The organism is Stenotrophomonas sp. PFBMAA-4, from assembly GCF_030053215.1.
In the GTDB taxonomy this organism is placed as follows: domain Bacteria; phylum Pseudomonadota; class Gammaproteobacteria; order Xanthomonadales; family Xanthomonadaceae; genus Stenotrophomonas.
This window is the reverse complement of sequence record NZ_JASGBW010000022.1, coordinates 1-19,836: the sequence shown is the minus strand read 5'-3', so window position 1 is coordinate 19,836 and position 19,836 is coordinate 1. Positions and strand designations below refer to the sequence as shown.

The 19,836-nt window shown below is 67.5% G+C and carries 24 protein-coding genes, 3 tRNA genes and 1 riboswitch; of the genes, 9 read left to right on the top strand and 18 right to left on the bottom strand.

All coding sequences use genetic code 11. The annotated features are described in order from the left end of the window. Positions 1-34: 34 nt before the first annotated feature. The 5 genes from QMZ26_RS14250 to QMZ26_RS14230 form a co-directional block, all read right to left on the bottom strand. Complete coding sequence (locus QMZ26_RS14250; RefSeq protein ID WP_283221848.1) at positions 35-496, bottom strand: GNAT family N-acetyltransferase; 462 nt, start codon at positions 494-496, stop codon at positions 35-37. Positions 497-578: 82 nt separating this feature from the next. Continuing rightward, a complete protein-coding gene (locus tag QMZ26_RS14245) occupies positions 579-2,201 on the bottom strand; it encodes an FMN-binding glutamate synthase family protein (protein ID WP_079221413.1) in 1,623 nt (540 codons plus the stop codon). A 43-nt stretch (positions 2,202-2,244) separates the two neighbouring features. Further along, positions 2,245-3,531: a nucleotide sugar dehydrogenase gene (locus QMZ26_RS14240; RefSeq protein WP_283221847.1), complete on the bottom strand. Its 1,287-nt coding sequence runs from the start codon at positions 3,529-3,531 to the stop codon at positions 2,245-2,247. Between the two features lie 108 nt (positions 3,532-3,639). Then, positions 3,640-4,086: a BLUF domain-containing protein gene (locus QMZ26_RS14235; protein ID WP_200733342.1), complete on the bottom strand. Its 447-nt coding sequence runs from the start codon at positions 4,084-4,086 to the stop codon at positions 3,640-3,642. 64 nt (positions 4,087-4,150) lie between these two features. Continuing rightward, positions 4,151-5,134, bottom strand: coding sequence for a TraB/GumN family protein (locus QMZ26_RS14230; RefSeq protein WP_283221846.1), 984 nt, complete (start codon positions 5,132-5,134; stop codon positions 4,151-4,153). Positions 5,135-5,289: 155 nt separating this feature from the next. On the opposite strand from QMZ26_RS14230, the gene QMZ26_RS14225 reads away from it, so the two are divergent. After that, positions 5,290-5,376, top strand: a tRNA-Leu gene (locus tag QMZ26_RS14225). A 22-nt stretch (positions 5,377-5,398) separates the two neighbouring features. After that, on the top strand, positions 5,399-6,067 hold the full coding sequence (locus QMZ26_RS14220; RefSeq protein ID WP_283221845.1) for a DUF1176 domain-containing protein: 669 nt from the start codon (positions 5,399-5,401) through the stop codon (positions 6,065-6,067). Positions 6,068-6,077: 10 nt separating this feature from the next. On the opposite strand, the gene hemN is transcribed toward QMZ26_RS14220, so the two are convergent. Together hemN and QMZ26_RS14210 are read right to left on the bottom strand one after the other, a co-directional pair. Further along, entirely contained in the window at positions 6,078-7,487 is a 1,410-nt protein-coding gene (gene hemN, locus QMZ26_RS14215; RefSeq protein WP_283221844.1) for an oxygen-independent coproporphyrinogen III oxidase, read from the bottom strand. A 44-nt stretch (positions 7,488-7,531) separates the two neighbouring features. Beyond that, positions 7,532-7,972, bottom strand: a complete 441-nt coding sequence (locus QMZ26_RS14210) for a group III truncated hemoglobin (protein WP_108746423.1) — start codon at positions 7,970-7,972, stop codon at positions 7,532-7,534. Between the two features lie 181 nt (positions 7,973-8,153). Between QMZ26_RS14210 and QMZ26_RS14205 the strand changes: the two genes are divergently transcribed. Both QMZ26_RS14205 and QMZ26_RS14200 read left to right on the top strand, forming a co-directional pair. Further along, positions 8,154-8,441, top strand: a complete 288-nt coding sequence (locus QMZ26_RS14205) for a hypothetical protein (RefSeq protein WP_079221407.1) — start codon at positions 8,154-8,156, stop codon at positions 8,439-8,441. Then, positions 8,438-9,487, top strand: coding sequence for a 4Fe-4S dicluster domain-containing protein (locus QMZ26_RS14200; RefSeq protein WP_283221843.1), 1,050 nt, complete (start codon positions 8,438-8,440; stop codon positions 9,485-9,487). Before QMZ26_RS14205 ends, QMZ26_RS14200 begins: the two co-directional genes overlap by 4 nt. Before the next feature lies 1 nt (position 9,488). On the opposite strand, the gene QMZ26_RS14195 is transcribed toward QMZ26_RS14200, so the two are convergent. Next, a complete protein-coding gene (locus QMZ26_RS14195; protein WP_200733339.1) occupies positions 9,489-9,725 on the bottom strand; it encodes a hypothetical protein in 237 nt (78 codons plus the stop codon). A 339-nt stretch (positions 9,726-10,064) separates the two neighbouring features. Next, positions 10,065-10,274, bottom strand: a complete 210-nt coding sequence (locus tag QMZ26_RS14190; RefSeq protein WP_283221842.1) for a hypothetical protein — start codon at positions 10,272-10,274, stop codon at positions 10,065-10,067. Between the two features lie 78 nt (positions 10,275-10,352). On the opposite strand from QMZ26_RS14190, the gene QMZ26_RS14185 reads away from it, so the two are divergent. Beyond that, positions 10,353-10,793, top strand: coding sequence for a helix-turn-helix domain-containing protein (locus tag QMZ26_RS14185; protein ID WP_283221841.1), 441 nt, complete (start codon positions 10,353-10,355; stop codon positions 10,791-10,793). A gap of 37 nt (positions 10,794-10,830) precedes the next feature. Then, positions 10,831-10,894: riboswitch (Fluoride riboswitch) on the top strand. A gap of 82 nt (positions 10,895-10,976) precedes the next feature. Continuing rightward, the gene (crcB, locus tag QMZ26_RS14180) at positions 10,977-11,369 is read left to right on the top strand and encodes a fluoride efflux transporter CrcB (protein ID WP_079221402.1); all 393 of its coding nucleotides are present in this window, start codon (positions 10,977-10,979) and stop codon (positions 11,367-11,369) included. 4 nt (positions 11,370-11,373) lie between these two features. Here crcB and QMZ26_RS14175 read toward each other — a convergent pair whose 3' ends face one another. From QMZ26_RS14175 to QMZ26_RS14165, 3 genes are all read right to left on the bottom strand, one after another. Further along, a complete protein-coding gene (locus QMZ26_RS14175) occupies positions 11,374-12,207 on the bottom strand; it encodes an AraC family transcriptional regulator (RefSeq protein ID WP_200733337.1) in 834 nt (277 codons plus the stop codon). An 81-nt stretch (positions 12,208-12,288) separates the two neighbouring features. Then, positions 12,289-12,699 (bottom strand): SRPBCC family protein, encoded by a 411-nt coding sequence (locus QMZ26_RS14170; RefSeq protein ID WP_283221840.1) that lies wholly within the window; start codon positions 12,697-12,699, stop codon positions 12,289-12,291. Between the two features lie 18 nt (positions 12,700-12,717). Continuing rightward, positions 12,718-13,737 carry an aldo/keto reductase gene (locus QMZ26_RS14165; RefSeq protein ID WP_283221839.1) on the bottom strand — a complete coding sequence of 340 codons (1,020 nt, stop codon included), beginning with the start codon at positions 13,735-13,737 and terminating at the stop codon, positions 12,718-12,720. Positions 13,738-13,840: 103 nt separating this feature from the next. Here QMZ26_RS14165 and QMZ26_RS14160 point away from each other — a divergent pair, with 103 nt between their 5' ends. The 3 genes from QMZ26_RS14160 (at position 13,841) to QMZ26_RS14150 (ending at position 16,776) form a co-directional block, all read left to right on the top strand. Continuing rightward, positions 13,841-14,749: a LysR substrate-binding domain-containing protein gene (locus QMZ26_RS14160; RefSeq protein ID WP_283221838.1), complete on the top strand. Its 909-nt coding sequence runs from the start codon at positions 13,841-13,843 to the stop codon at positions 14,747-14,749. Between the two features lie 87 nt (positions 14,750-14,836). Next, positions 14,837-15,916 (top strand): alpha/beta fold hydrolase, encoded by a 1,080-nt coding sequence (locus tag QMZ26_RS14155; protein WP_283221837.1) that lies wholly within the window; start codon positions 14,837-14,839, stop codon positions 15,914-15,916. A gap of 95 nt (positions 15,917-16,011) precedes the next feature. Next, complete coding sequence (locus QMZ26_RS14150) at positions 16,012-16,776, top strand: thioesterase family protein (RefSeq protein WP_283221836.1); 765 nt, start codon at positions 16,012-16,014, stop codon at positions 16,774-16,776. Positions 16,777-16,804: 28 nt separating this feature from the next. Here QMZ26_RS14150 and QMZ26_RS14145 read toward each other — a convergent pair whose 3' ends face one another. The 6 genes from QMZ26_RS14145 to QMZ26_RS14120 all read right to left on the bottom strand — a co-directional run bounded on the left by QMZ26_RS14145 (position 16,805) and on the right by QMZ26_RS14120 (position 19,827). Next, positions 16,805-17,074 carry a hypothetical protein gene (locus QMZ26_RS14145; protein ID WP_108747800.1) on the bottom strand — a complete coding sequence of 90 codons (270 nt, stop codon included), beginning with the start codon at positions 17,072-17,074 and terminating at the stop codon, positions 16,805-16,807. A 271-nt stretch (positions 17,075-17,345) separates the two neighbouring features. Continuing rightward, positions 17,346-17,912, bottom strand: coding sequence for a DUF4124 domain-containing protein (locus tag QMZ26_RS14140; RefSeq protein WP_283221835.1), 567 nt, complete (start codon positions 17,910-17,912; stop codon positions 17,346-17,348). Between the two features lie 44 nt (positions 17,913-17,956). Next, complete coding sequence (locus QMZ26_RS14135) at positions 17,957-18,898, bottom strand: ADP-ribosylglycohydrolase family protein (protein ID WP_108746417.1); 942 nt, start codon at positions 18,896-18,898, stop codon at positions 17,957-17,959. Positions 18,899-18,923: 25 nt separating this feature from the next. After that, positions 18,924-19,481 (bottom strand): DUF998 domain-containing protein, encoded by a 558-nt coding sequence (locus QMZ26_RS14130; protein ID WP_283221834.1) that lies wholly within the window; start codon positions 19,479-19,481, stop codon positions 18,924-18,926. A 130-nt stretch (positions 19,482-19,611) separates the two neighbouring features. Continuing rightward, positions 19,612-19,685, bottom strand: a tRNA-Cys gene (locus QMZ26_RS14125). Positions 19,686-19,751: 66 nt separating this feature from the next. Continuing rightward, positions 19,752-19,827, bottom strand: a tRNA-Gly gene (locus tag QMZ26_RS14120). Positions 19,828-19,836: the final 9 nt, after the last annotated feature.

The following is a 19,836-nucleotide window of genomic DNA, read 5'->3' as shown; positions in this document are numbered from 1 at the left end:
CTCGACTCTACAAAAGCCGAGCGTGGGCTCGGCTCTACAGTTTCCGGTGCATGCGCACCGAGGCCAGGGCCACGCCGCTGGGGTGCGGGTAGGCCTCCTCGTTTCCGGCGATGAACCCCTGACGCTGGTAGAACGGCACCGCATTGAGCGATGCCGACAGCACCACGTCGCGCGCGGGGTCGGCCAGCGCCAGCAAGCGCTGCATCAGCGCCTGGCCGATGCCCTGCCCGCCCCTGTCCGGATCGACGAACAGCGCATCGACCTCGTTGCCTTCGGCATCGAACACGCCAAAACCCAGCAGGCCGCCCTGGCTGTCCTCGGCCACCACGCAACCGCCCTGCGCCAGCAGGCGCGCGTACTGCGCCGGCGGCGGCGAGGCCGACCAGGGTGCAATCACGTCGGGCGGGTAATGGCTGCTGCAGGTTTCGCGCACGCAGCGCGTGCGCAGTGCCCACAGCATCGCTACGTCATCGGCCGTGCCGGTCCTGAACTGCATGATGCATCTCCGTAGAGTCGAGCTTGCTCGACTGCTCTTGTTGATCGAGAAGCAGTCGAGCAAGCTCGACTCTACACAACCGTTACCGTGATTTGCTCGCGCGCAACGCCTGGATGCGTGGCGGCGGCTGGAACGAATCACTGCGCGCTTCGGCCCAGAACGAGTGGAACACCGCGTGGTCCGGCACTTTGTGCAGCAGCTCGCCCGGTTCCAGGTAGCGGTACAGCGAGGCCAGCGACCGGATCTCGACAGGCGAAACGCGACGCAGGATATGCTCCGGGCCAAGCTCGGCCGGGTCGTTGAGGCCGGCGGCACACAGCAGCTCCTTCAGCGCATGCAGCGTGTGCTCGTGGTAGCTGTGCACGCGCGTGGCCTTGTCCGGCGCATCCAGGTGCTTCCAGCGCGCCGGGTTCTGCGTAGCGATGCCGGTCGGGCACTTGTCGGTGTGGCAGCTCAACGACTGGATGCAGCCCAGGGCGAACATGAAGCCGCGGCCGGCGTTGCACCAGTCCGCACCGAGCGCGATGGTGCGGGCGATTTCAAACGCGCTGGTGATCTTGCCGGCCGCACCGATGCGGATGCGCTCACGCAGGTCCAGGCCCACCAGGGTGTTGTGCACCAGCAGCAACGCCTCGTGCATCGGCACGCCCACATGGTCGACGAACTCGGCCGGGGCCGCGCCAGTGCCACCTTCGGCGCCATCGACCACGATGAAATCAGGCAGCAGGCCGGTTTCCTGCATGGCCTTGGCGATGCCGAACCATTCCCACGGATGGCCGATGGCCAGCTTGAAGCCGACCGGCTTGCCACCGGACAGCTCGCGCAGGCGGGCCACGAACTGCAGCAGCTCCACCGGCGTGGAAAATGCCGAATGGCGCGAGGGCGACACGCAATCCACGCCCATCGGGACGCCGCGGGTGGCAGAGATCTCGGCGGTCACCTTCGGTGCCGGCAGCACGCCGCCGTGGCCGGGCTTGGCGCCCTGCGACAGCTTGATCTCGATCATCCTGACCTGATCCTGGGTGGCATTGGCGATGAAGCGTTCCTCGCTGAAACCGCCCTTCTCGTCGCGGCAGCCGAAGTAGCCCGAGCCGATTTCCCAGACCAGGTCGCCGCCCATCTCGCGGTGGTAGGGCGAAATCGAGCCCTCGCCGGTGTCATGGTAGAAGCCGCCGCGGCGCGCGCCTTCGTTCAGCGCGCGGATCGCGTTGGCCGACAGCGAACCAAAGCTCATCGCCGAGATGTTGAACACGCTGGCCGAATAGGGCTTGGCGCAGGTCGGACCGATCAGCACGCGGAAATCATGTGCGGCGATGGTGGTGGGTGCCAGCGAATGGTTGATCCACTCGTAATCCACCGCATAGGTGCTGCGCAGGGTGCCGAAGGGCACCGTGTCCATTTCGTTCTTGGAGCGCTGGTAGATCAGCGCACGCTGCTGCCGCGAGAACGGCACGTCCTCCAGGTCGCTCTGCACGAAGTACTGGCGGATTTCCGGGCCGATCGATTCCAGGCCGTAGCGGAAGTGCGCCATCACCGGATAGTTGCGGCGCAGCGTGCTGCGCTTCTGCAGCAGGTCCCAGGTGCCCAGCGCCACCATCGCGGCGGTCAGGCCGACGCCCCAGTACCAGGCCGGCCAGATCGTGGCCAGCCACAGGCACAGTGGAAACAGCAGGATGGCGAGCAGGTAGACGATATACCGGTGCATGGCGTTCCTCGGTTGCAACCGCCACAGTCTACCGCGCAGGTGTCTACAGGCGGTCGTCGACCACGCTGCGGGGCCAGGCCGACTTCACGTCGTAGACCAGCCCGCCCGGCGCCAGCAGGGCACGGATGCGCGCTTCATCCAGCGTCTTGAAGCTGGCATGGGCCACCGCCAGCACCACCGCGTCGTAAAGCCCGGCCTGCGGTTCGGCCACCCAGTGCACGTCCGCATCGGCCAGCGCGGCCGGCCCCACCCACGGATCGCTCACCTGCACCTGTGCACCGGCGGACTGCAGGCGCTGGGCCAGTTCCAGCGCACGGCTGTTGCGCAGGTCGGGGCAGTCTTCCTTGAAGGTCACGCCCAGCACCAGGATGCGCGACTGCGCCGCTTCGCGGCCACGCTCGGCCAGCATCGCCAGCACGCGCGTGGCCACGTGTTCGCCGACACGGTTGTTGACCTGCCGCGCGGTGTGGATCAGGTCCGGGTGGTAACCCACGCTCTCGGATTTATGCAGCAGGTAGTACGGGTCCACGCCGATGCAGTGGCCGCCGACCAGGCCGGGGCGGAACGGCAGGAAATTCCACTTGCTGCCAGCAGCGTCCAGCACGTCCTGGGTGTCGATGCCAAGGCGATCGAAGATCAGCGCCAGCTCGTTGACCAGAGCGATGTTGACGTCACGCTGGATGTTCTCGACCACCTTGGCCGCTTCGGCCACGCGCATCGACGGCGCCGGGAAGGTGCCGGCGGCGATGATGCGCTGGTACAGGCCATCAACCACCGCAGCCACGGCCGGGGTCGAGCCCGAGGTGATCTTGCGGATGTCGGCCAGGCGCCGCTGGCGATCACCGGGGCTGACCCGTTCCGGGCTGTAGCCGCAGTAGAAATCTTCGTTGAAGCGCAGCCCCGAGCCCTCTTCCAGCAGCGGCACGCACACTTCCTCGGTGGTGCCGGGGTAGACAGTGGATTCGTAGATGACCAGGTCACCGGCGCGCAGGTGGCCGGCCACCCGCCGCGTGGCCGAGCGCAGCGGCTCCAGGTCCGGCTGCTCGTAGGCATCGATCGGCGTCGGCACGGTGACGATGTAGACGTTGCAGGCATCCAGCTGGGCGGGGTCGCTGCTGTAACGCAGCTGCGTGGCCTCGGCCAGCTCCTCCGGCTCCATTTCCAGGGTGTGGTCCTGGCCACTGCCCAGTTCGGCGATGCGCGCCGCATCGATGTCGTAGCCAAGGGTGGGGATGTGCCGGCCGAAGGCTACTGCCAGCGGCAGGCCGACGTAGCCCAGCCCGATCACGGCCGGCAGCGGCCGCTGTGCAGCACCGATGGGTGCGCTCATGCGCGATGCCTCGCAGGCAGCGACAGGGTCTGGGTCATCCGGATTTCCGAAGGCAGGCAAGCAGGCCGCCAAGGTTAACCGCTCCGGCGGCGGCGGGCCACGCCCCGCTCAGGAGCCCAGGCTGACGGCAGCCGGCTCCAGTTCGCCATGGCCGCCGGTCCAGGCCTGCAGCAGCAGCGCGAAACCGTGGCTGCACGATGCCGGCGCGTTGTCGAAGCCCTGCCAGGGCGCGGTCACGATGCTGTCCAGGGTAGCCGCATCGATCATGCGGTTGGCCATGGTCCAGCGCGGGAACCAGCGCGACGGCAGGTCGCCCGAGGCCAGTTCGCTGATGCTGCCATGGCGGCGCGCGTTGAGGATGCGCGCATGCACCGATGCCACGCCATCACGCGGCCCCTCGATGTACTGCAGGAAGCGGCTGCCATCGAACATCAGGACACCGGTCACGCCGGCCATGCGGTTGAAGGGCGTGGCGTCGGCCAGCAGCGCATCGAGATCGGGCACTTCCAGCCCTTCCCTGGCCGTGCTGACATAGGCAAACGCATGCAACGCCATCTCCCGCTCCCCTTCCCCCGATACGGAGGAATATGACAGGAAGCACGGGGACTTCAAGCGTGGGCTATTCCGGCGGGGCCTCGATCACGTAGCCACGCTGCGTCAGCTCCTCCAGATAGCCCTCACCCAGCAGCTGGCTGACTGGCATCGTCGCAAACGTGGCGGCATGTTTTGCCAGCGCTGCGTCGGCTGCCTGCAGCCACCGCGCACGCACCTGCTGCGGCAGGTTGCTCCAGCCGCGGCGGCGCACGAACTCCGAGTCCTGCAGCATCTCGCGGCAGCTCTGCGCCATCGCCGAAGTGGACAGTCGTTTCAACGCGGCGACATCCCCAAGCGCCCAGGCATTGGCGCGCTCGCGCAGCACCGGCGCCTGGAATTCCACCGTGTCGAGCGTCCGTTCGAAGCACGCGCGATCATCTACTTCCGAAGCCTGCAGTTCCTTCAGCGCACCACGCAGGTCATCGATCTTCAGCTTGACCTGCACGTCCTCCGGCTCCAGGTCATGGGCCTTGTAGGCCCGCTTGAGTGCCTCCTTGACCTGCTTGCTGTCGCGCAGGCCATTGCGCTTGAGGAATGCCTGGTACAGCCGGCCGGAGGCCACCAGCGGGCGATCCTTCTCCACGCCGCGATCATTGCCCAGATAGGTCTGCTTCAGCCCCGACCAGCGTGCATAGGTCGGTGCAGGCAGCACCTGGTCCAGCGTGCGTCCCTGCGGGTCACGCGCGGTCTTCTTCGCCAGCGGCAGCAACGTCAGGCCCTTGAAGAAGCCGATCTTCGCGTCCAGGCCGAAGCCCGGATCACCCAGCACATGATCGACGCCGGCAATGGTGCGCTCGACCTCATCCGAGCGCCATTCCATGCGCGCCGGCAGCGGCGATACCGTGCCGAGGATCCACAGCACGTGGCCCTGCGGGCCGGTCACTTTCCACAGGCCCGGGCCGGGTTGTTCGCCGGTCACCTGCACCGTGTCGAGGTCGACCACCGCTTCGGCTGGTGGCGGCGCCGGCTGTGCCGACAGCGGGCCGGCCACCAGACACGCAGCCAACATCAGCGCGCACCGCATCCATCGCCTGCCACGTCCGTGCATGTCGCCATTCCTGGGAGAATTGGCGGACTGTACCCAGCGCTGCAGCCGGTTGCGTAAAGGCGGTGTTATCCGCCGGCATGGGCAGCGATTCCGTTACAATCGGCGCGCACTGCAAGGCCCGGATGGCGAAACTGGTAGACGCATCAGACTTAAAATCTGCCGGGGGCAACCCCATGCCGGTTCGATTCCGGCTCCGGGCACCATTCCAGTCAAGGACCGACAACGATGCGAGCACTCCGCCCCTGGCTGGCGCTGCTGGCGGCTACGGCTGCCTTGGGCGCAACGGCCACCCCACCCGCGCCGCTGCCGGTACTGAACGTCGCTCCTGCAAGCGCACGTGCGCTCCCGCCGCAGCTCAGCGCGTCCCGCATTGCCGGGGTGCGGCGGCTGCACACGGCCGCCCTGCTGCAGCGCCAGTGCGACCCTGACGACAGCCTGGTCCGCCAGCACGACCAGGCCTTCGCGCTCGATGCGCATCGCGAGCTGGTCTTCGTCGGCTGCCAGGCCGGTGCCTACAACGCCAACGTGGTGGTGTTCGTGGTGGACCATGGCAAGCTCGCCACCGCCCACGCCCTGCACTTCGCCGTGGCTGGCGCGCCAGCCATCGCCGACGATGCGCCAGCGTTCGAACTGCAGCGCCTCGGCTGGCCGCGCTTCGATCCGGTCCGCCAGCGATTGACCGAAACCACCTTCTACCGGGGCATCGGCGATTGCGGGCACGCGGCGAGCTGGCGATGGGACGGTGCCGTGTTCCAGCCCGAGACCGTGCAGCTGCAGGCCGACTGCAATGGCGGCCCGTCCGGTGACTGGCCAACCGTGTGGCGCACGGCCAGCAGCCCTGGGAACGTGGCGCGCGACTTCGGCCCGGCCCGTGGCGATTCCGGGCCGCGCTGACAACCGGCCTTCAGATCGCCCGCGAATACCGCGGTTGCTCCTGCGCTGCGCGCAGATACGGATCGAAGCACATCGCCAGCAGGCGCAGCAGCGGCCGCCCGGGCTCACTGGTGCGCACCACGCCCTCGCTGTATTCGGCCAGGCCGTCCTGCTGCAGGCGCTGCACGGCCTGCAGGTCCTGCGCGAAGTACTCCTCGAACTGCACGCCATGGCGCCGGCCCAGCGCGCGCCCATCCACCTCGCCCTGGCACATCAGCTGCTGGATCAGCTCGGCGCGCAGCTGGTCATCCTCGCTGAGCGCGACGCCGCGCCAGACCGGCAGCTGGCCCTGGTCCACCGCCGCTTCCCACGATGGCAGGTCACGCGGGTTCTGGCTGTAGGTCGCGCCCACGTGGCTGATGGCGCTGACGCCCAGGCCCAGCAGGTCGGTGTCGGCATGGGTGGTATATCCCATGAAATTGCGATGCAGCTGGCCGGCACGCTGCGCGCGCGACAGGTCTTCCTCGGGCAGCGCGAAGTGGTCCATGCCGATGTACTGGTAGCCGGCTGCCGAGAGGCGCTCCACCGCCAGCCCGAGCAGGGCCAGCTTGTCTTCCGGCGAAGGCAGCCGGCGTTCGTCGATCTGCCGCTGCGCGCGGAACAGGTGCGGCAGATGCGCGTAGCCATACACCGCCAGGCGGTCCGGGCGCAGCGCCAACACCAGTTCCAGGGTGCGGCCGAAGCCTTCCAGGTTCTGCCCGGGCAGGCCGTAGATCAGATCGACGTTGACCGAGCGCATGCCGCTGTCCCGGCAGGCACGCAGGATGTCCAGCGTCTGCCGCACGCCCTGCACGCGGTTGATCGATTCCTGCACCTGCGGGTCGAAATCCTGCACGCCCAGGCTGGCACGGTTGAAACCCAGCCGTGCCAGCATCGCCACGTCACCGGCATCGATGAAACGAGGGTCCAGTTCGATGGAGAAATCGCGCTGTGACGAGTCACTGAAATCGAAGCGCCTGCGCAGCCCTTCCACCAGCGTGGTCATTGCCTCGGCATCGAGGAAATTGGGCGTGCCGCCGCCCAGGTGCAGCTGGATCACTTCGCGCCCGTCATCGAACTGCGGCGCCAGCAGGTCAGCTTCGGCCAGCACCCGCGCCACATAGCTGTGGCCACGGCCGCGATCACGGGTGATCACCCGGTTGCAGCCGCAGTAGAAACATGGGCTGGAACAGAACGGCACATGCACGTACAGCGACAGCGCGCGCGCCTGCCGGTTGCTGTCGGCGATCGCCTGGCGCAGGGCCGGCGCATCGAACCCATCGTGGAAGTGCGGCGCGGTCGGGTAGGAGGTGTAGCGCGGTCCCGGCCGGTCATGCCGGCGCAGCAGATCGGGGTCGAAGGTCCAGGCCAGGCCACCAGCAGCGGGAGAGTACGTGTCCATGGCGCCAGCATCGCGCTGACGCGACGCGACCGCCTTGACCTGGATCAATCCTGGCCGCGAACGCCCAGCACCGGCAGGCCCACCTGCGGCCAGCGCAGCATCTGGTAGCGGCGCCAGAAGGTTTCAGCGATGCGCTTGGCCACGTCGTCGGCCAGCGCCTGCATCGGCGGGTTGCCGCACTCGGCGGTGGTGATGTGGAACAGCACCAGCCAGCGGTCGAACAGGTCCTTGTCCAGCGCGATGGCCATGTGCTTGGACATCGGCGAACCACTGAAACGGCGGGTGCCGCGCAGCATCGCCGACCAGAAATCGACCAGCTGGGCCAGGTGCGACGGCCAGTCGTGCACATGCCCCTCGAACACCGGCCCCAGCCGCTCCTCCTCGCGCACCCGCGCATAGAAGTCGTGGACCAGGCGGGTCACCTCCTCCTCGCTGCACAGCTCGAGGGAGGCAACGGGAAGTTCGGTCGGGGTTGCTGCGTTCATCGGGTTACCCAGTACGGATCGGCAGTGTGCCGAAGGCGGCGGCTGCCGCTGTTGATCCAGATCAATGTCGAGGCGGGCAGGCACGCCTAGGCTGGCGCGCTTGCAGGACGCACGCACTGCGGATGCTGCGCCGCCCAGCGCGAAGTATACGCGCCGCCCTCTTCCTCAGACCTGGGACCGCATGAACACACCGTCTTCCAGCCGCCGCCAACGGCTGATCCAGCACTGGGGCGCGATCCTCTGGCCCAGCTTCATCGCCGCCGGCGTGGCCAGCGTGGTGTTCTTCGCCTTCGTCGATCCCCTGCGCCTGCAGGCCATCAGCTTCCCCGCCAGCGTGATCAGCCGCGAGCTGGGCTACACCGCGGGCTTCTTCATGTTCTGGGCCGTCACGGCGCTGTCCAGCGCGGTGACCGGCTACCTGCTGCGCCCGATGGGCGACGGCGACGACGACGAGCTGCCACTGGGATGAGCTGCGCCGCGCCCTCCCTGCCCCGTCCCTGGCGCTGGCGTGGCGCCCTCAGCGCCGTCCTGCTGGCGCTGTTCTACCTGCTGCCCTGGCTGCGCTGGAACGGGCGCCAGGCGTTGCTGCTGGACCTTGCCGCGCGCCGCTTCGACCTGTTCGGCTGGACCCTGTGGCCCGATGACGTCGGCGTGCTGCTGGGCCTGCTGGCGGTACTTGCGGTGAGCCTGGCGCTGCTGACCCACCTCGCCGGGCGGGTCTGGTGTGGCCATGCCTGCCCGCAGACGCTGTGGATGCGGGCCTTCGATGGCATCGCCCGCGCGCTGTCGCGACGGCTGCCCCCGCGCGTGGCCACGGTCGCAACCCGGCTGTGCTGGGTCCTGCTCTCGCTGTGGACGGGTATCACCTTTGTCGGCCTGTTCAGCCCCATCCACGGCCTGCTTGGCCTGCCTGCTGCAAGCGGCTGGACTGGCTGGAAAGCCTTCTGGGTGCTGTTCTATGCCGCAGCCACCTACGGCAATGCGGGCTTCCTGCGCGAACAGGTGTGCCGTTCGCTGTGCCCGTTCGCGCGCCTGCAGCCACTGCTGACCGATCCGCATACGCCGCGCATGCTCTACGACGCCCGCCGTGGCGAACCCCGCGGCGCGCGGCCTGCCGCCCTGGGTGGCGTGCTCGGTCGCGGCCGTGGCCTGCTCGATCCGACAACGGCGCAGGACTACGTATTCCGTGCCGCCCACCCGCTGCTGGCCGGGCCGATGCCCACCTTCAGTGCGGACCGGCTGGGGGATTGCACCGATTGCGCGGCGTGCGTGACGGCGTGCCCGATGCAGCTGGATATCCGTCATGGGCCGCAGGCCGATTGCCTGGCCTGCGGTGCCTGCCTGGAGGCATGCGCGCAGCAGCAGCACCGTGCCGGCTTCGGCGAAGGGCTGGTGCGCTACTGCAGTCCGCAGTCCATGGCCGGGCAGGCGCGCCACCGGTGGCGCACACGCACCACCGCGCTGGCATCGCTGCTGTTTGCCCTGCTGGCGTGCGGCGCCTGGCGCCTGTGCTGACTCAGCGCGGGCGCCCGTCGTCCGGCGGCACCAGCTGCGCACGGCGGACGATGCCGAGCTGCTCGATGATCAGCGCCAGATCATTGGTGACTTCGGTACGCTCGGTTCCCTGCGGAACCAGGCGGTCAAGCACCTGCTGGTAGGTATCCCAGAACGCCGGACCGCATCCGTGTTTGTGGTAACTGGCTTCCAGTTCGCGGCGTACCCGTTCAGCCAAGCCATGCATGCCGTATTCCATACGACCTCCGTTGGACTTGTCCTGCATCGTTGACGGTCAACCGATCCACTTGCCTGCTACTGAAAGACTCCCGGCCTTCACGGCCGGCTGATGCCAATTAGTCATAATTTTCACGACAGGTCAATTACAGGGGGCGACTTTTGTGATTGAAATTATTAATCGTTCATGATGCGAGAGGCGTCACTGCCTCACCCCCGGGCCGCGCCAAAGCCGACACCGGCGCCCGCTCCGCACCTGCCGTCCACCCGTCGTCCCGTTTTCCATCGAATTCGCCTATGGCGATAAGCACGCTTAACAAAATGGGTGGACCGATCCGGATACGACATTTTTGGTCGTTAATCAGACCGATTCTGCCTGATTGCTCTTTTCCGCCGGGAACAGATCCGGATAACGCTGTTGCAGCATGTAGCGCCGCAGCGCGGGAATCGGAACGTCGCGAGGCCATTGCGAGACAGCGGATCTGCTGATTCCAAAGAGCCTGGCCAGCTCAGCGTCGGTAGCCAGGCCCAGCCGCATGCGCACGTGACGCTTGCACCACTTTTCGTCCATTTTCGATCTCTTTCGTCATCAGACTTATTTTGGTGGCAAGGATTCTTTTGAATCCACGCGTTAAGCTGGCTTGCATAGATGAATACTCTTGGACAACGACTCGCCGCCGCCATGAAGGACGCCGGGCATACCCGCCCGGCTCACCTGGCCCGCGCCGCGAAAAGCACCACGGCCACCGTCAGCAACTGGCTCAACGACAACGTCAAAGCCGACCACGTAAAAGCCGAACAACTCTTCCGCATCGCCGATGCGGTGAAGATGGATCCACGCGAGCTGCTGTTCGGTCCGGTCGATGGCGCAGTGGGCGAACGTGGCACCGCCTACATGTACCAGCCCAGCGAGGCGTATCTGGATGTCTGGGAAACGGCCTACGAAATGGTGGCCAACATCCTGGCCCGGCGCGGGCTCGACGTTGGTTTCCGGCGGCAGGCATCGCTGGGGTTGATGGCCAACGACCTGCTGCGCGAAGGCATCAGCCGCAGCAAGGTGGCCCGCGTGGTGGCGACCGCCCTGCCCTGACCCGTCCTGCGCAGGGCTGCCTGTCGCTGGTAGCATGGACGGTGATGGGGATGGGGCTCCCCCGATAACCGCCTTTGATGGCTGATGGCTCCTGTTGTTGACGAACCCGGCGTTCGTCGATGGCAGGCCGTGCCCGCCATTGCGTACGCCGTCGATCCTGCGAACCAGCACTCGAGGCAAACGATGCAAGCACTGAACAACTATGTCCTGGTCTTCCTGGGGGGCGGCGCGGGCGCGTGCCTGCGCCACGCCTGCAACCTGCTCGGCGCGCGGGTTGCGGTCGGCAGCCCGTGGCCTTGGTCCACCTTCCTCATCAACATCAGCGGCGCGCTGTTGATGGGCGTGGTGGTGGAGGCGTTCGCGCTGCGCAACGGTGCATCGCCGCAACTGCGGCTGCTGCTGACCACCGGCATCCTCGGTGGCTACACGACGTTCTCCACCTACTCGCTGGAAATCGGCCTGCTGCTGCAGCGCGGCCAGCATGGGCTGGCCGCCCTGTATGCCGGCGGTTCGGTCGCACTCGGCCTGGCCGGCCTCTTCGGCGGCATGAAGCTGGCCCGGCTGGTGATGGGCTGATCGCTCAGGCGGCGCTGGCGCGATCCTGATCGCGCCACTGCCGTGGCGACTGCCCGGTGTGCGCCTTGAATGCACGCGACAGCGCAGCCTCGCTGCCGTAGCCGACATCGTCGGCAATGCGCTTCAGCGGGCGGCCCTGGCGCAGCGCCTGCTGGGCCAGGCTGACGCGCCAGCCCTGCAGGTACTGGCCGGGCGTGGTCCCCATCGCCTCGCGGAAGCTGGCGGCGAACACACTGCGCGACATCCCTGCGGTTTCGGCCAGGTCCTCCAGCGTCCAGGCCTGCGACGGCGCCTCGTGCATGGCCACCAGGGCCAGCCGCAGGCGCGGGTGGCCAAGCCCGGCAAACAGGCCACCGCGCATCTGCCCGCCTTCCATCAACTGGCGCAGCACCTGGATCATCACCACCTCGAACAGGCGGTTGACCATCACCGTACGCCCGCAGCGCTGCTCGAAGGCTTCCTCGAACAACAGGTCCAGCGCGGCACTGCCGCCATACAGATCGGCCAGCGGCATGCAGATGAAATCCGGCAGGGCCGCGCTGATCGGATTGAGCCGGCCGCCTTCGAAATGCAGGTTGGCGCAGGCCATGTCGGCACCGTGCTGCGGATCGGTGCTGAAGCGGTGCGGCATCGGCCGTGGGTACAGCAGCAGGCTCGGCACATCCACCTGCACGGTCTGCTGGCCATGGCTGACCTGCACCGGCCCGCGCCGCACCAGGTGCAGCTGGCCAGCCTCGTCCTCGCCCTGCAGACTGTTGATGCCACACAGCGCGCCGGCATGGAACACCGAGGCATTGACCGCGAAACGTTCCAGCAGGATGGCAAGACGGTCGACCATGGCAGGACTCCAGATCAAGCAGATGATGGCTGATGCGACCCATCGTATCGAATCCGGCCCTGCGGTGGGCGACCGCGTTGTTCAACCGGCCAGCGTGGCCTGCAGCGCCCTCAGGCCGTCACGGTAGATGCCCTCGAACAATGCCGAGGCCGCTTCGTCGCTGACGCCCACCGGGGTGAACGCACCGGACCAGTCGATGCGCGCACCGTGGTCCAGTTCGACCACGCGCAGGGTGGAGCGGTAGCCGGTCACCGGGAACGGTGCCTGCAGGATCGAGTAGGTGTAGGTGCGCCCGGCCTGGTCGAACGCCTCCAGCCGCTCGACGATGGCATCACCGTCGGGGTTGGCCAGATGGCGCACGCGACCGCCTTCGCTGAGCGTGCTGGTGGGGATGTACGGCAGCCAGTCCGGCAGCGAATCGAAGCCGCCGATCAGATTCCAGACGCGATCGGCGCTGGCCGGTACGGTGAGTGATGCAGATGCGGTTGCCATGGCAGGTCTCCTCCGTGCTCAGCGCAGATCGATGGGCAGCGGCGCATCAGCGGACACCAGGCCCTGCGCGCGCAGTTCCTGCCAGAACGCGGGCGGAATCACTTCCTTCAGCGCGGCGTAGTCTTCGGCGATGCGCTCGGGGCGGCTGGCGCCCGGGATCACCGCCGCGACGGCGGGGTTGGCCAGCGCGAACTGCAGTGCGGCGGCCTTGATGCTGATGCCGTGCGCAGCGGCAATGGCCTTCATGCGTTCAACCTTGGCCAGGATCTGCGGCGAGGCCTGCTGGTATTCGAAGTGGCTGCCACCGGCCAGCACGCCGGAACTGTACGGCCCACCCACGACGATGCCGGTGTTGCGCTCGGCCGCCTTCGGCATCACCCGCTGCAGCGCGCGCTCATGGTCAAGCAGCGAGTAGCGGCCAGCCAGCAGGAAGCCATCGGGGCGCGCCTCGTCCAGGTCCAGGGTCAGTTCGATCGGCTCGACGCGGTTGACGCCCAGGCCCCAGGCCTTGATCACGCCCTCCTCGCGCAGCCGGGTCAGCACCCGGAAGGCGCCGCGGCGTGCGGTCTCGAAGTAGGACAGCCACTCATCACCGTAGAAGTCCTGGGCGATGTCGTGCACCCAGACAATGTCCAGGCGGTCGGTCTTCAGCCGCTTCAGGCTGTCGTCGATGGAGCGCAGGGTGGCGTCGGCCGAGTAATCATTGACCAGCTTGTTGGGCCGGCCGGCGACGAACAGGCCGCCCTTCTCGCCCAGGTCGCGGGCGCTGGTGTCTTCCACTTCATCCAGGATCAGGCGGCCGACCTTGGTGCTCAGCACGAAATCATCGCGGTTGCGCCTGGCCAGCGCGTCGCCCAGGCGGATCTCGGCCAGGCCGGCGCCGTAGAACGGGGCGGTATCGAAGTAGCGCGTGCCCTGCTCCCAGGCCGCGTCCACCGTGGCCTGGGCCTCGGCTTCCGGGATGTCGCGGAACATGTTGCCCAGCGGGGCGGTACCGAAGCCGAGGGTCTTGCCGGCCAGCAGTTCATTGATGCTCATGGGGGTCCTCCTGCGGAGGTTGTTGAGGTTGAGGCACAGGCTAGGCTTGCCCGATAAGACTGTCCAAGACATAATTTTCCAATCTTGAGTCCCGGACGGTCTTATGCTCGATCTCCGCCAACTTCGCTACTTCGTGGCTGTCGCCGAAGATGAACACGTCGGCCGCGCCGCCGAGCGCCTGCACATTTCCCAGTCCCCGCTCAGCCGCCAGATCGCCCAGCTGGAGGAACGGCTGGAGCTGCAGCTGTTCGAGCGCTCGCAGCAGCGCATCCGCCTGACGGCCGATGGCCGCACCTTCCTGGCGGAGGCGCGGGCCCTGCTGACCCACGCCAACCGGCTGGAGTCGCTGGCCCGGCGCCTGGGCCGGGGCGACGAGGGCGGCCTGTGCATCGGCTACCTGGAATACGCCATGCACTCGGGCGTACTGCCCACCGCCCTGCGCGCATTGCGCGGCGATCGCCCGGCCGTGCATATCGCCCTGTACAACCAGCAATCGGACGTGCAGCTGGAAGGCCTGCGCCAGCGCAGCCTGGACATCGCCCTGGTCTGTGAACCGCCCGCGTTCGACGATCCGGACCTGCAGGCCACCCAGGTGCTGAACGACCCGATGCTGCTGGCCCTGCCCGCGGGACATCCCCTGGCCAGCGCCGAGCAGATCACACCCGATGACCTGGCCAGCCAGCAGTGGATCGGGGTGATGCACAAGGAAAGCGCGCTGCGCCACGACACCTTCATCGCCGCCTGCGCGAAGGCCGGTTTCACCCCGAGCATCGCCATGGAAGCCAGCGAGCCATTGGCCGCGCTCGGCCTGGTGGCCGCCGGGCTGGGCCTGACCACCCTGCAGCGCAGGCTGGACCACCAGGCACCGGCCGGCGTGGTGCTGCGCGAGCTGCCGTGGTTCAGCTACCGCACGCCGCTGTGGGCCGCCTGGCACCGCATCAACCTGCGGCCGCTGGTGGAAGCCTTCCGCCGTACGCTCATCGAAACCGCGACCGGCCAGCCGCCGGCCTGAGCCCAGCATGCGCGCGCTGTCGCAGTGCAGCGCGCGCACCGCAGGGGCTGCGCCTATGCTCGGCACATTCCTGCAAGGACGAACGCGATGCGCCTGCTGCTTCCACTGGCCTTGGCCATCGGCCTGTTGCTGCCTACGACCGCACTGCACGCCGCCGCCCCGCCTGCGCCACGCTCGCTCAACGGCGAACTGCAGGGCGCGCCATGGCGGCTGGACGTACCCACGCGGTGGAACGGCGAACTGGTGATGCTGGCCCATGGCTATGAGCCGGTCGGCGTGCCGCGCGCGACGCCGATGGCCGCTGCCGACAGCACCCAGGCCCTGCTGGATGCGGGTTACGCGGTCGCCCAGAGCGCCTATTCCAGCCAGGGCTGGGCGGTGGCCGACGCGGTGGCCGACATGGAACGCCTGCGCCAGCACACGCTGGCCGAACTGAAGCAGGTGCGCAGGACGTGGATGCTCGGCTTCTCGATGGGCGGCGCGGTCACGGTGGCCAGCCTGGAACAGCATCCGCAGGCCTATGACGGCGGCATTTCGCTGTGCGGGGCCAATCTGCCGGGCGAAGCGCTGGCCGAGGATCTGCTGACCACTCTGGTGGCCTTTGATTACTTCTTTCCCAAGGCCGACGGCCTGCCTGCAGGCGGCCTGGTCTCACGCGAGGCCGCTGCGCTGCCACAGATGGCGCTGTACCAGGGCATCGCCGCTGCGCTGGCAACCCGGCCGGCAGCTGCCGCACAGCTGGCCACCCGCCTGCAGGTCGCACCCGATGCACTGGCTGGTGTGATCAGCCTGCACGCACTGGTGCTGCACGAACTGGCGCAGCGCGCCGCCGGCATGCCGGCCGGCAACCTCGGCACGGTCTACAGCGGCTTCGGTGACGATGCCGCCTTCAACGCGGGCGTGCAGCGGCTGCAGGCCAGCGCGGCGGGGCAAGCCTACGTGCGCGAGCGGCTGGCCTTGAGCGGCACCCTGCTGAAACCGCTGGTGATCCAGTTCAACCACGACGATCCAACCATCGTGCCGCGCATGCAGGCGGTGTATCCGCAACAGGCGGCGCGTGCGGGCAGTGCCGCGAAACTGCGCGTGCTGCCCCTCGCCGGCGAAGGGCATTGCGGCTTTTCCGGTGCACAGGTGCTGGATGCATTGAAGGCAGCCGCGGCGCGTTGAGGGGTTCGCGCGCAGGCGAGGCTGCGGGCGCGGCGCTACGATGGCGGTACGGCGCACAGCGCGCCACGCACCCCATTCCACTGCCCCGTGAACCGATGGCCTTCTTTGAACGACTGAGCGACACCCGCTACCTGCCCACCGCACACGTGGGTGGCGCCTGGAACACCCACGAGCAGCACATCGCACCGGCGATGGGCCTGCTCGCCCACCATCTTGAGCGTGATGCCGCCGCGCGTGGCCACGGCTTCCTGATCGGCCGCCTGTCCTACGACATCCTCGGCACCATTCCGATCGAAGCAATGGACGCACACGTGCAGGTGCTGCGCGGTGGCCGCACCATCGAGCTGGTCGAAGCCACCCTCAGCCACCAGGGCCGTGCGGCCCTGCGCGTGCGTGCGTGGCTGATGCGCCCGAACGATACCGCCGCCATTGCCGGCACGCCGCTGGCGCGGATCGCCGCCGCAGACACCATGCCCGAATGGGACCCGGCGACGGTGTGGCCGGGCGGCTTCATCCAGAACGTGCAGATCCGCCGCGATGACCAGGGCCCCGGCCGTGCGACCTACTGGCCACGCGCGAAGCAGCCGCTGCTCGATGGCGAGACGGTGAGCCCGCTGGCACGTGCCGCCACCTTGTTCGACCTGTCCAACGGCATGGCCGTGCGCGCCGATCCAAAGGAGATCGCCTTCCCCAACCTCGACCTGACCGTGCACCTGTTCGGCACGCCGCAGGGCGACTGGCTGGGCTTCGACACCTCGGTCTCGTTCGGCAGCGAAGGCATCGGCCTGACCAGTACGGTGCTGCACGACGAACGCGGCCCGATCGGCAGCATCGGCCAGGTGCTGACCGTGCGGCCCTGAGGCAGTGGAGTGACCGCCACGGGCGGCGTCAGCCGCCCAGCGTGCCCATGGTGAAGGTGTAACCCGAGCGCATCAGGAAATCGCGCATGCGCAGTTCAGCGCGGCGCGGTGATGCGAGGTCGGAGGGGCCATACAGGGCGTAGACCACGCCCGAGCCCTCGATGCGCTCGCGGCGCACGCCGCAATGGCGCGTTTCGGCGGCGATTACCCAGCCGTCCTTCAGTTGATCCGGCCCGATCGACTGACCGTTCTTGAGCCGGAATGTCAGCCAGCGCACATCCGCGGAGGATCTGCTCATCGCTGGCCTGCCGCGTGCTGCATGCGGTGTTGCATGTCCCTGCGTGCCATTGCTGCTCCCGAAGACCGAACCTCGACCATACCCCCTTCTCATGTCGTCCCGGTTTGAGATTGGTGACGCGGCCAGCTCACCCGCCTGCTGGCCCCCACTTAGATGCGGCGCTGGGGCTGGATTCCAGCGCCGACCAGCTTCGCAATGCCGGCCCTCCCCCCCCGGCGTCAGCTACCCGTTGGAGCAGCGGGTACCGAACGCAGGACGCCCCGGCGCTGGCTCAGTACGCGTTGGAGGCTGGCGCGGCGTATTGCTGCTGCACACGGTCTTCCTGGTCACGGCGCACGGACGCACAGCGATCGCGCGCCGTGGACATCTGCGCATCGGCGGCGACCCGCTCCGAGCTCAATGACTGCTGCAGGCTGGAAATCTGCGCACGGATGCCCGACTCGAGGGTCGCATTGGGCAGCGTGCCGCCCGCATCCGGCGGTGTGCTGCGGGCGGCTGCCAACTGCCGGTCCAGCTCGGCCACCTGACGGCTGACCGCCTGCGTGCGCGACTCAAGCGGACCATAGATGCGCGACTGCTCGCCCTGCAGGCAGTTGCGCTCGGCGATGCCCGCATCGCTCATGCCGGTGGTGCGATACACCGCCGCTCGGTTGGATGCTTCGCCCGCGCTCTCGGAGGCAGCGCGGTTGGAGCGCAGTTTCATCGGCTCGCTGCCCGCACCGCAGGGATCCTGCGAATAGACCGTCTCGCCCGACGACCCCTTGCACTTGTAGACCTGCGCCGAAGCCAGCGGTGCCAGCAACAGCAGCGCCAGGCCAATACCCGTTTTCACGTTCATCCAGACCTCCTGTCCGTGGCCATGCCGGCCCGCTGGCGATTACGCTACGACGGATTCCCGGCAGCGGCAAAGCCTTGGCCGGCCCGTGCAACGCGGTTCCGTTCATACAACGCGTCCGCCAGCACCTGGATTTCCGCGCGCATGGCCAGCACCTGCAGCCAGTGCGCAGGGATGCCCGCAGCGCCATGGAAGGCGCCGGCCAACTGGCCGAGCACCGCGGCGGTCGTATCGGCATCGTCACCGAGGTTGGCCGCTTCCAGCACTGCAGCCGCGAAACTGTCGTGCTGGTGGAAGCACCAGAGCGCCGCCTCCAGGCTGTCCACGACATAGCCACTGCCGCGGATCTGCTCACGGCTTGCATGCTGGTAGTGTCCAGCGGCGATCTGCTGCAGGCGCTCGCCCTGCACCGGGATGTCACGCAGGTCCAGTACCGCCTGCTTCGATTGCCCGTCCAGCGCGCGCTCGATCGCAGCAGCCAGCAAGCGGCAGGCATCCAGGCATTCGCGCGCGGCATGGGTCGTGCGCGAACCCAGCTCGGCCATCGCCGGCAGCTCCGGCATTCCTGCATAGCGCAGCACCACCGGTGCCAGGCGCATGATCGAACCGTTACCGGCACTGCGCGGGTCTTCATTGCCCGACAGTGGCTCGCCACTGAGCAGGAACTGGTCGATGGCCGCGCGCGTGGCCATGCCGATATCAAAGCACTCGCCGGTCGCGCTCCAGTAGCCGTTGCGGTACCAGTTGGCATAGCGGGTCATCTGGTCGTGCGCATCGAATTCGTCACGACGCACCAGGCTTTCGGCCAGGCACATCGCCATCGACGTATCGTCGGTCCACTGCCCCAGCGCCAGGTTGAACGGGCCACCGCCAACCATGTCGGTGAGCGGGCTGAAACTGCCTCGCGGCTTGAACTCCACCGTGGTGCCGACGGCATCGCCGCAGGCCAGTCCGAGCAGTGCGCCGCGGAAGTTGTCGATCTGGTTCATGCCCCGAGTGTAACCAGACACGGCATCAGGTGTTCCCGAACACCCGTCTCAGTTCCAGCGCTGCAAAGGAGTACCAGCCAAATGCAGGCAGCAACGCGATGCGCTGGGTCAGCCCATGCCAGGGCTGCGGATCGAAGCCGGACAGCATCAACCACAGATAGAGCATCCCCAGCAGCGAGGTCGCGCGCGCAACCCAGGCGATGCGCCGGGAGGCATCAGCCCCGAGTTCGACCAGGAACAACAGCGGCGTCAGGATGGAAAAAATGCCGATGGAATACATGCCATGCAGCGGGCTGCCCGTGGTGAACACCCCGTTGCTGAGCATGGCCACGCCGAACAGGAGGGACGTGAGCGCGGTGAGTGCGAAACGGCGGCCCCAACCCAGCAGCGCAAGACTGAAGACGATGATGGCCGCGCCATTGACCGCGATGCAGGCCGTCAACGTGTTTGCCGGCAGGCCTGGCATCAGCCCCATTTCGCTGAGGTGCTGCGAGAGCGAGCTGTAACCGGGCACGGTGAGGCCGAACGCGATTGCGGCGAACATCGCGCCGAGGGGAAGGTAGATCGCCTGCCGGATTGCCATTGCGCGCACTGCCTGCCCCTCTTGCTGAGTGTGAAGGCGGACGTTAGCAGGGGCGACTGCGGGTCAGCAGTGTGGTTTGGCAGGGGGTCGCGCAAAGAAAAAGCCCTGACCGGAGTCAGGGCTTTTCAATTGGAGGCCTCAAGCGGAATCGAACCGCTGTAAACGGATTTGCAATCCGGTGCATAGCCACTCTGCCATGAGGCCAACGTACCGCGGCCAGGAACGATGCCCCTGACATGACAAAACCCCGCGATGGGGCCTGTCGAAACATGGAGCGGGAAACGAGACTCGAACTCGCGACCTCAACCTTGGCAAGGTTGCGCTCTACCAACTGAGCTATTCCCGCAGATTCCGT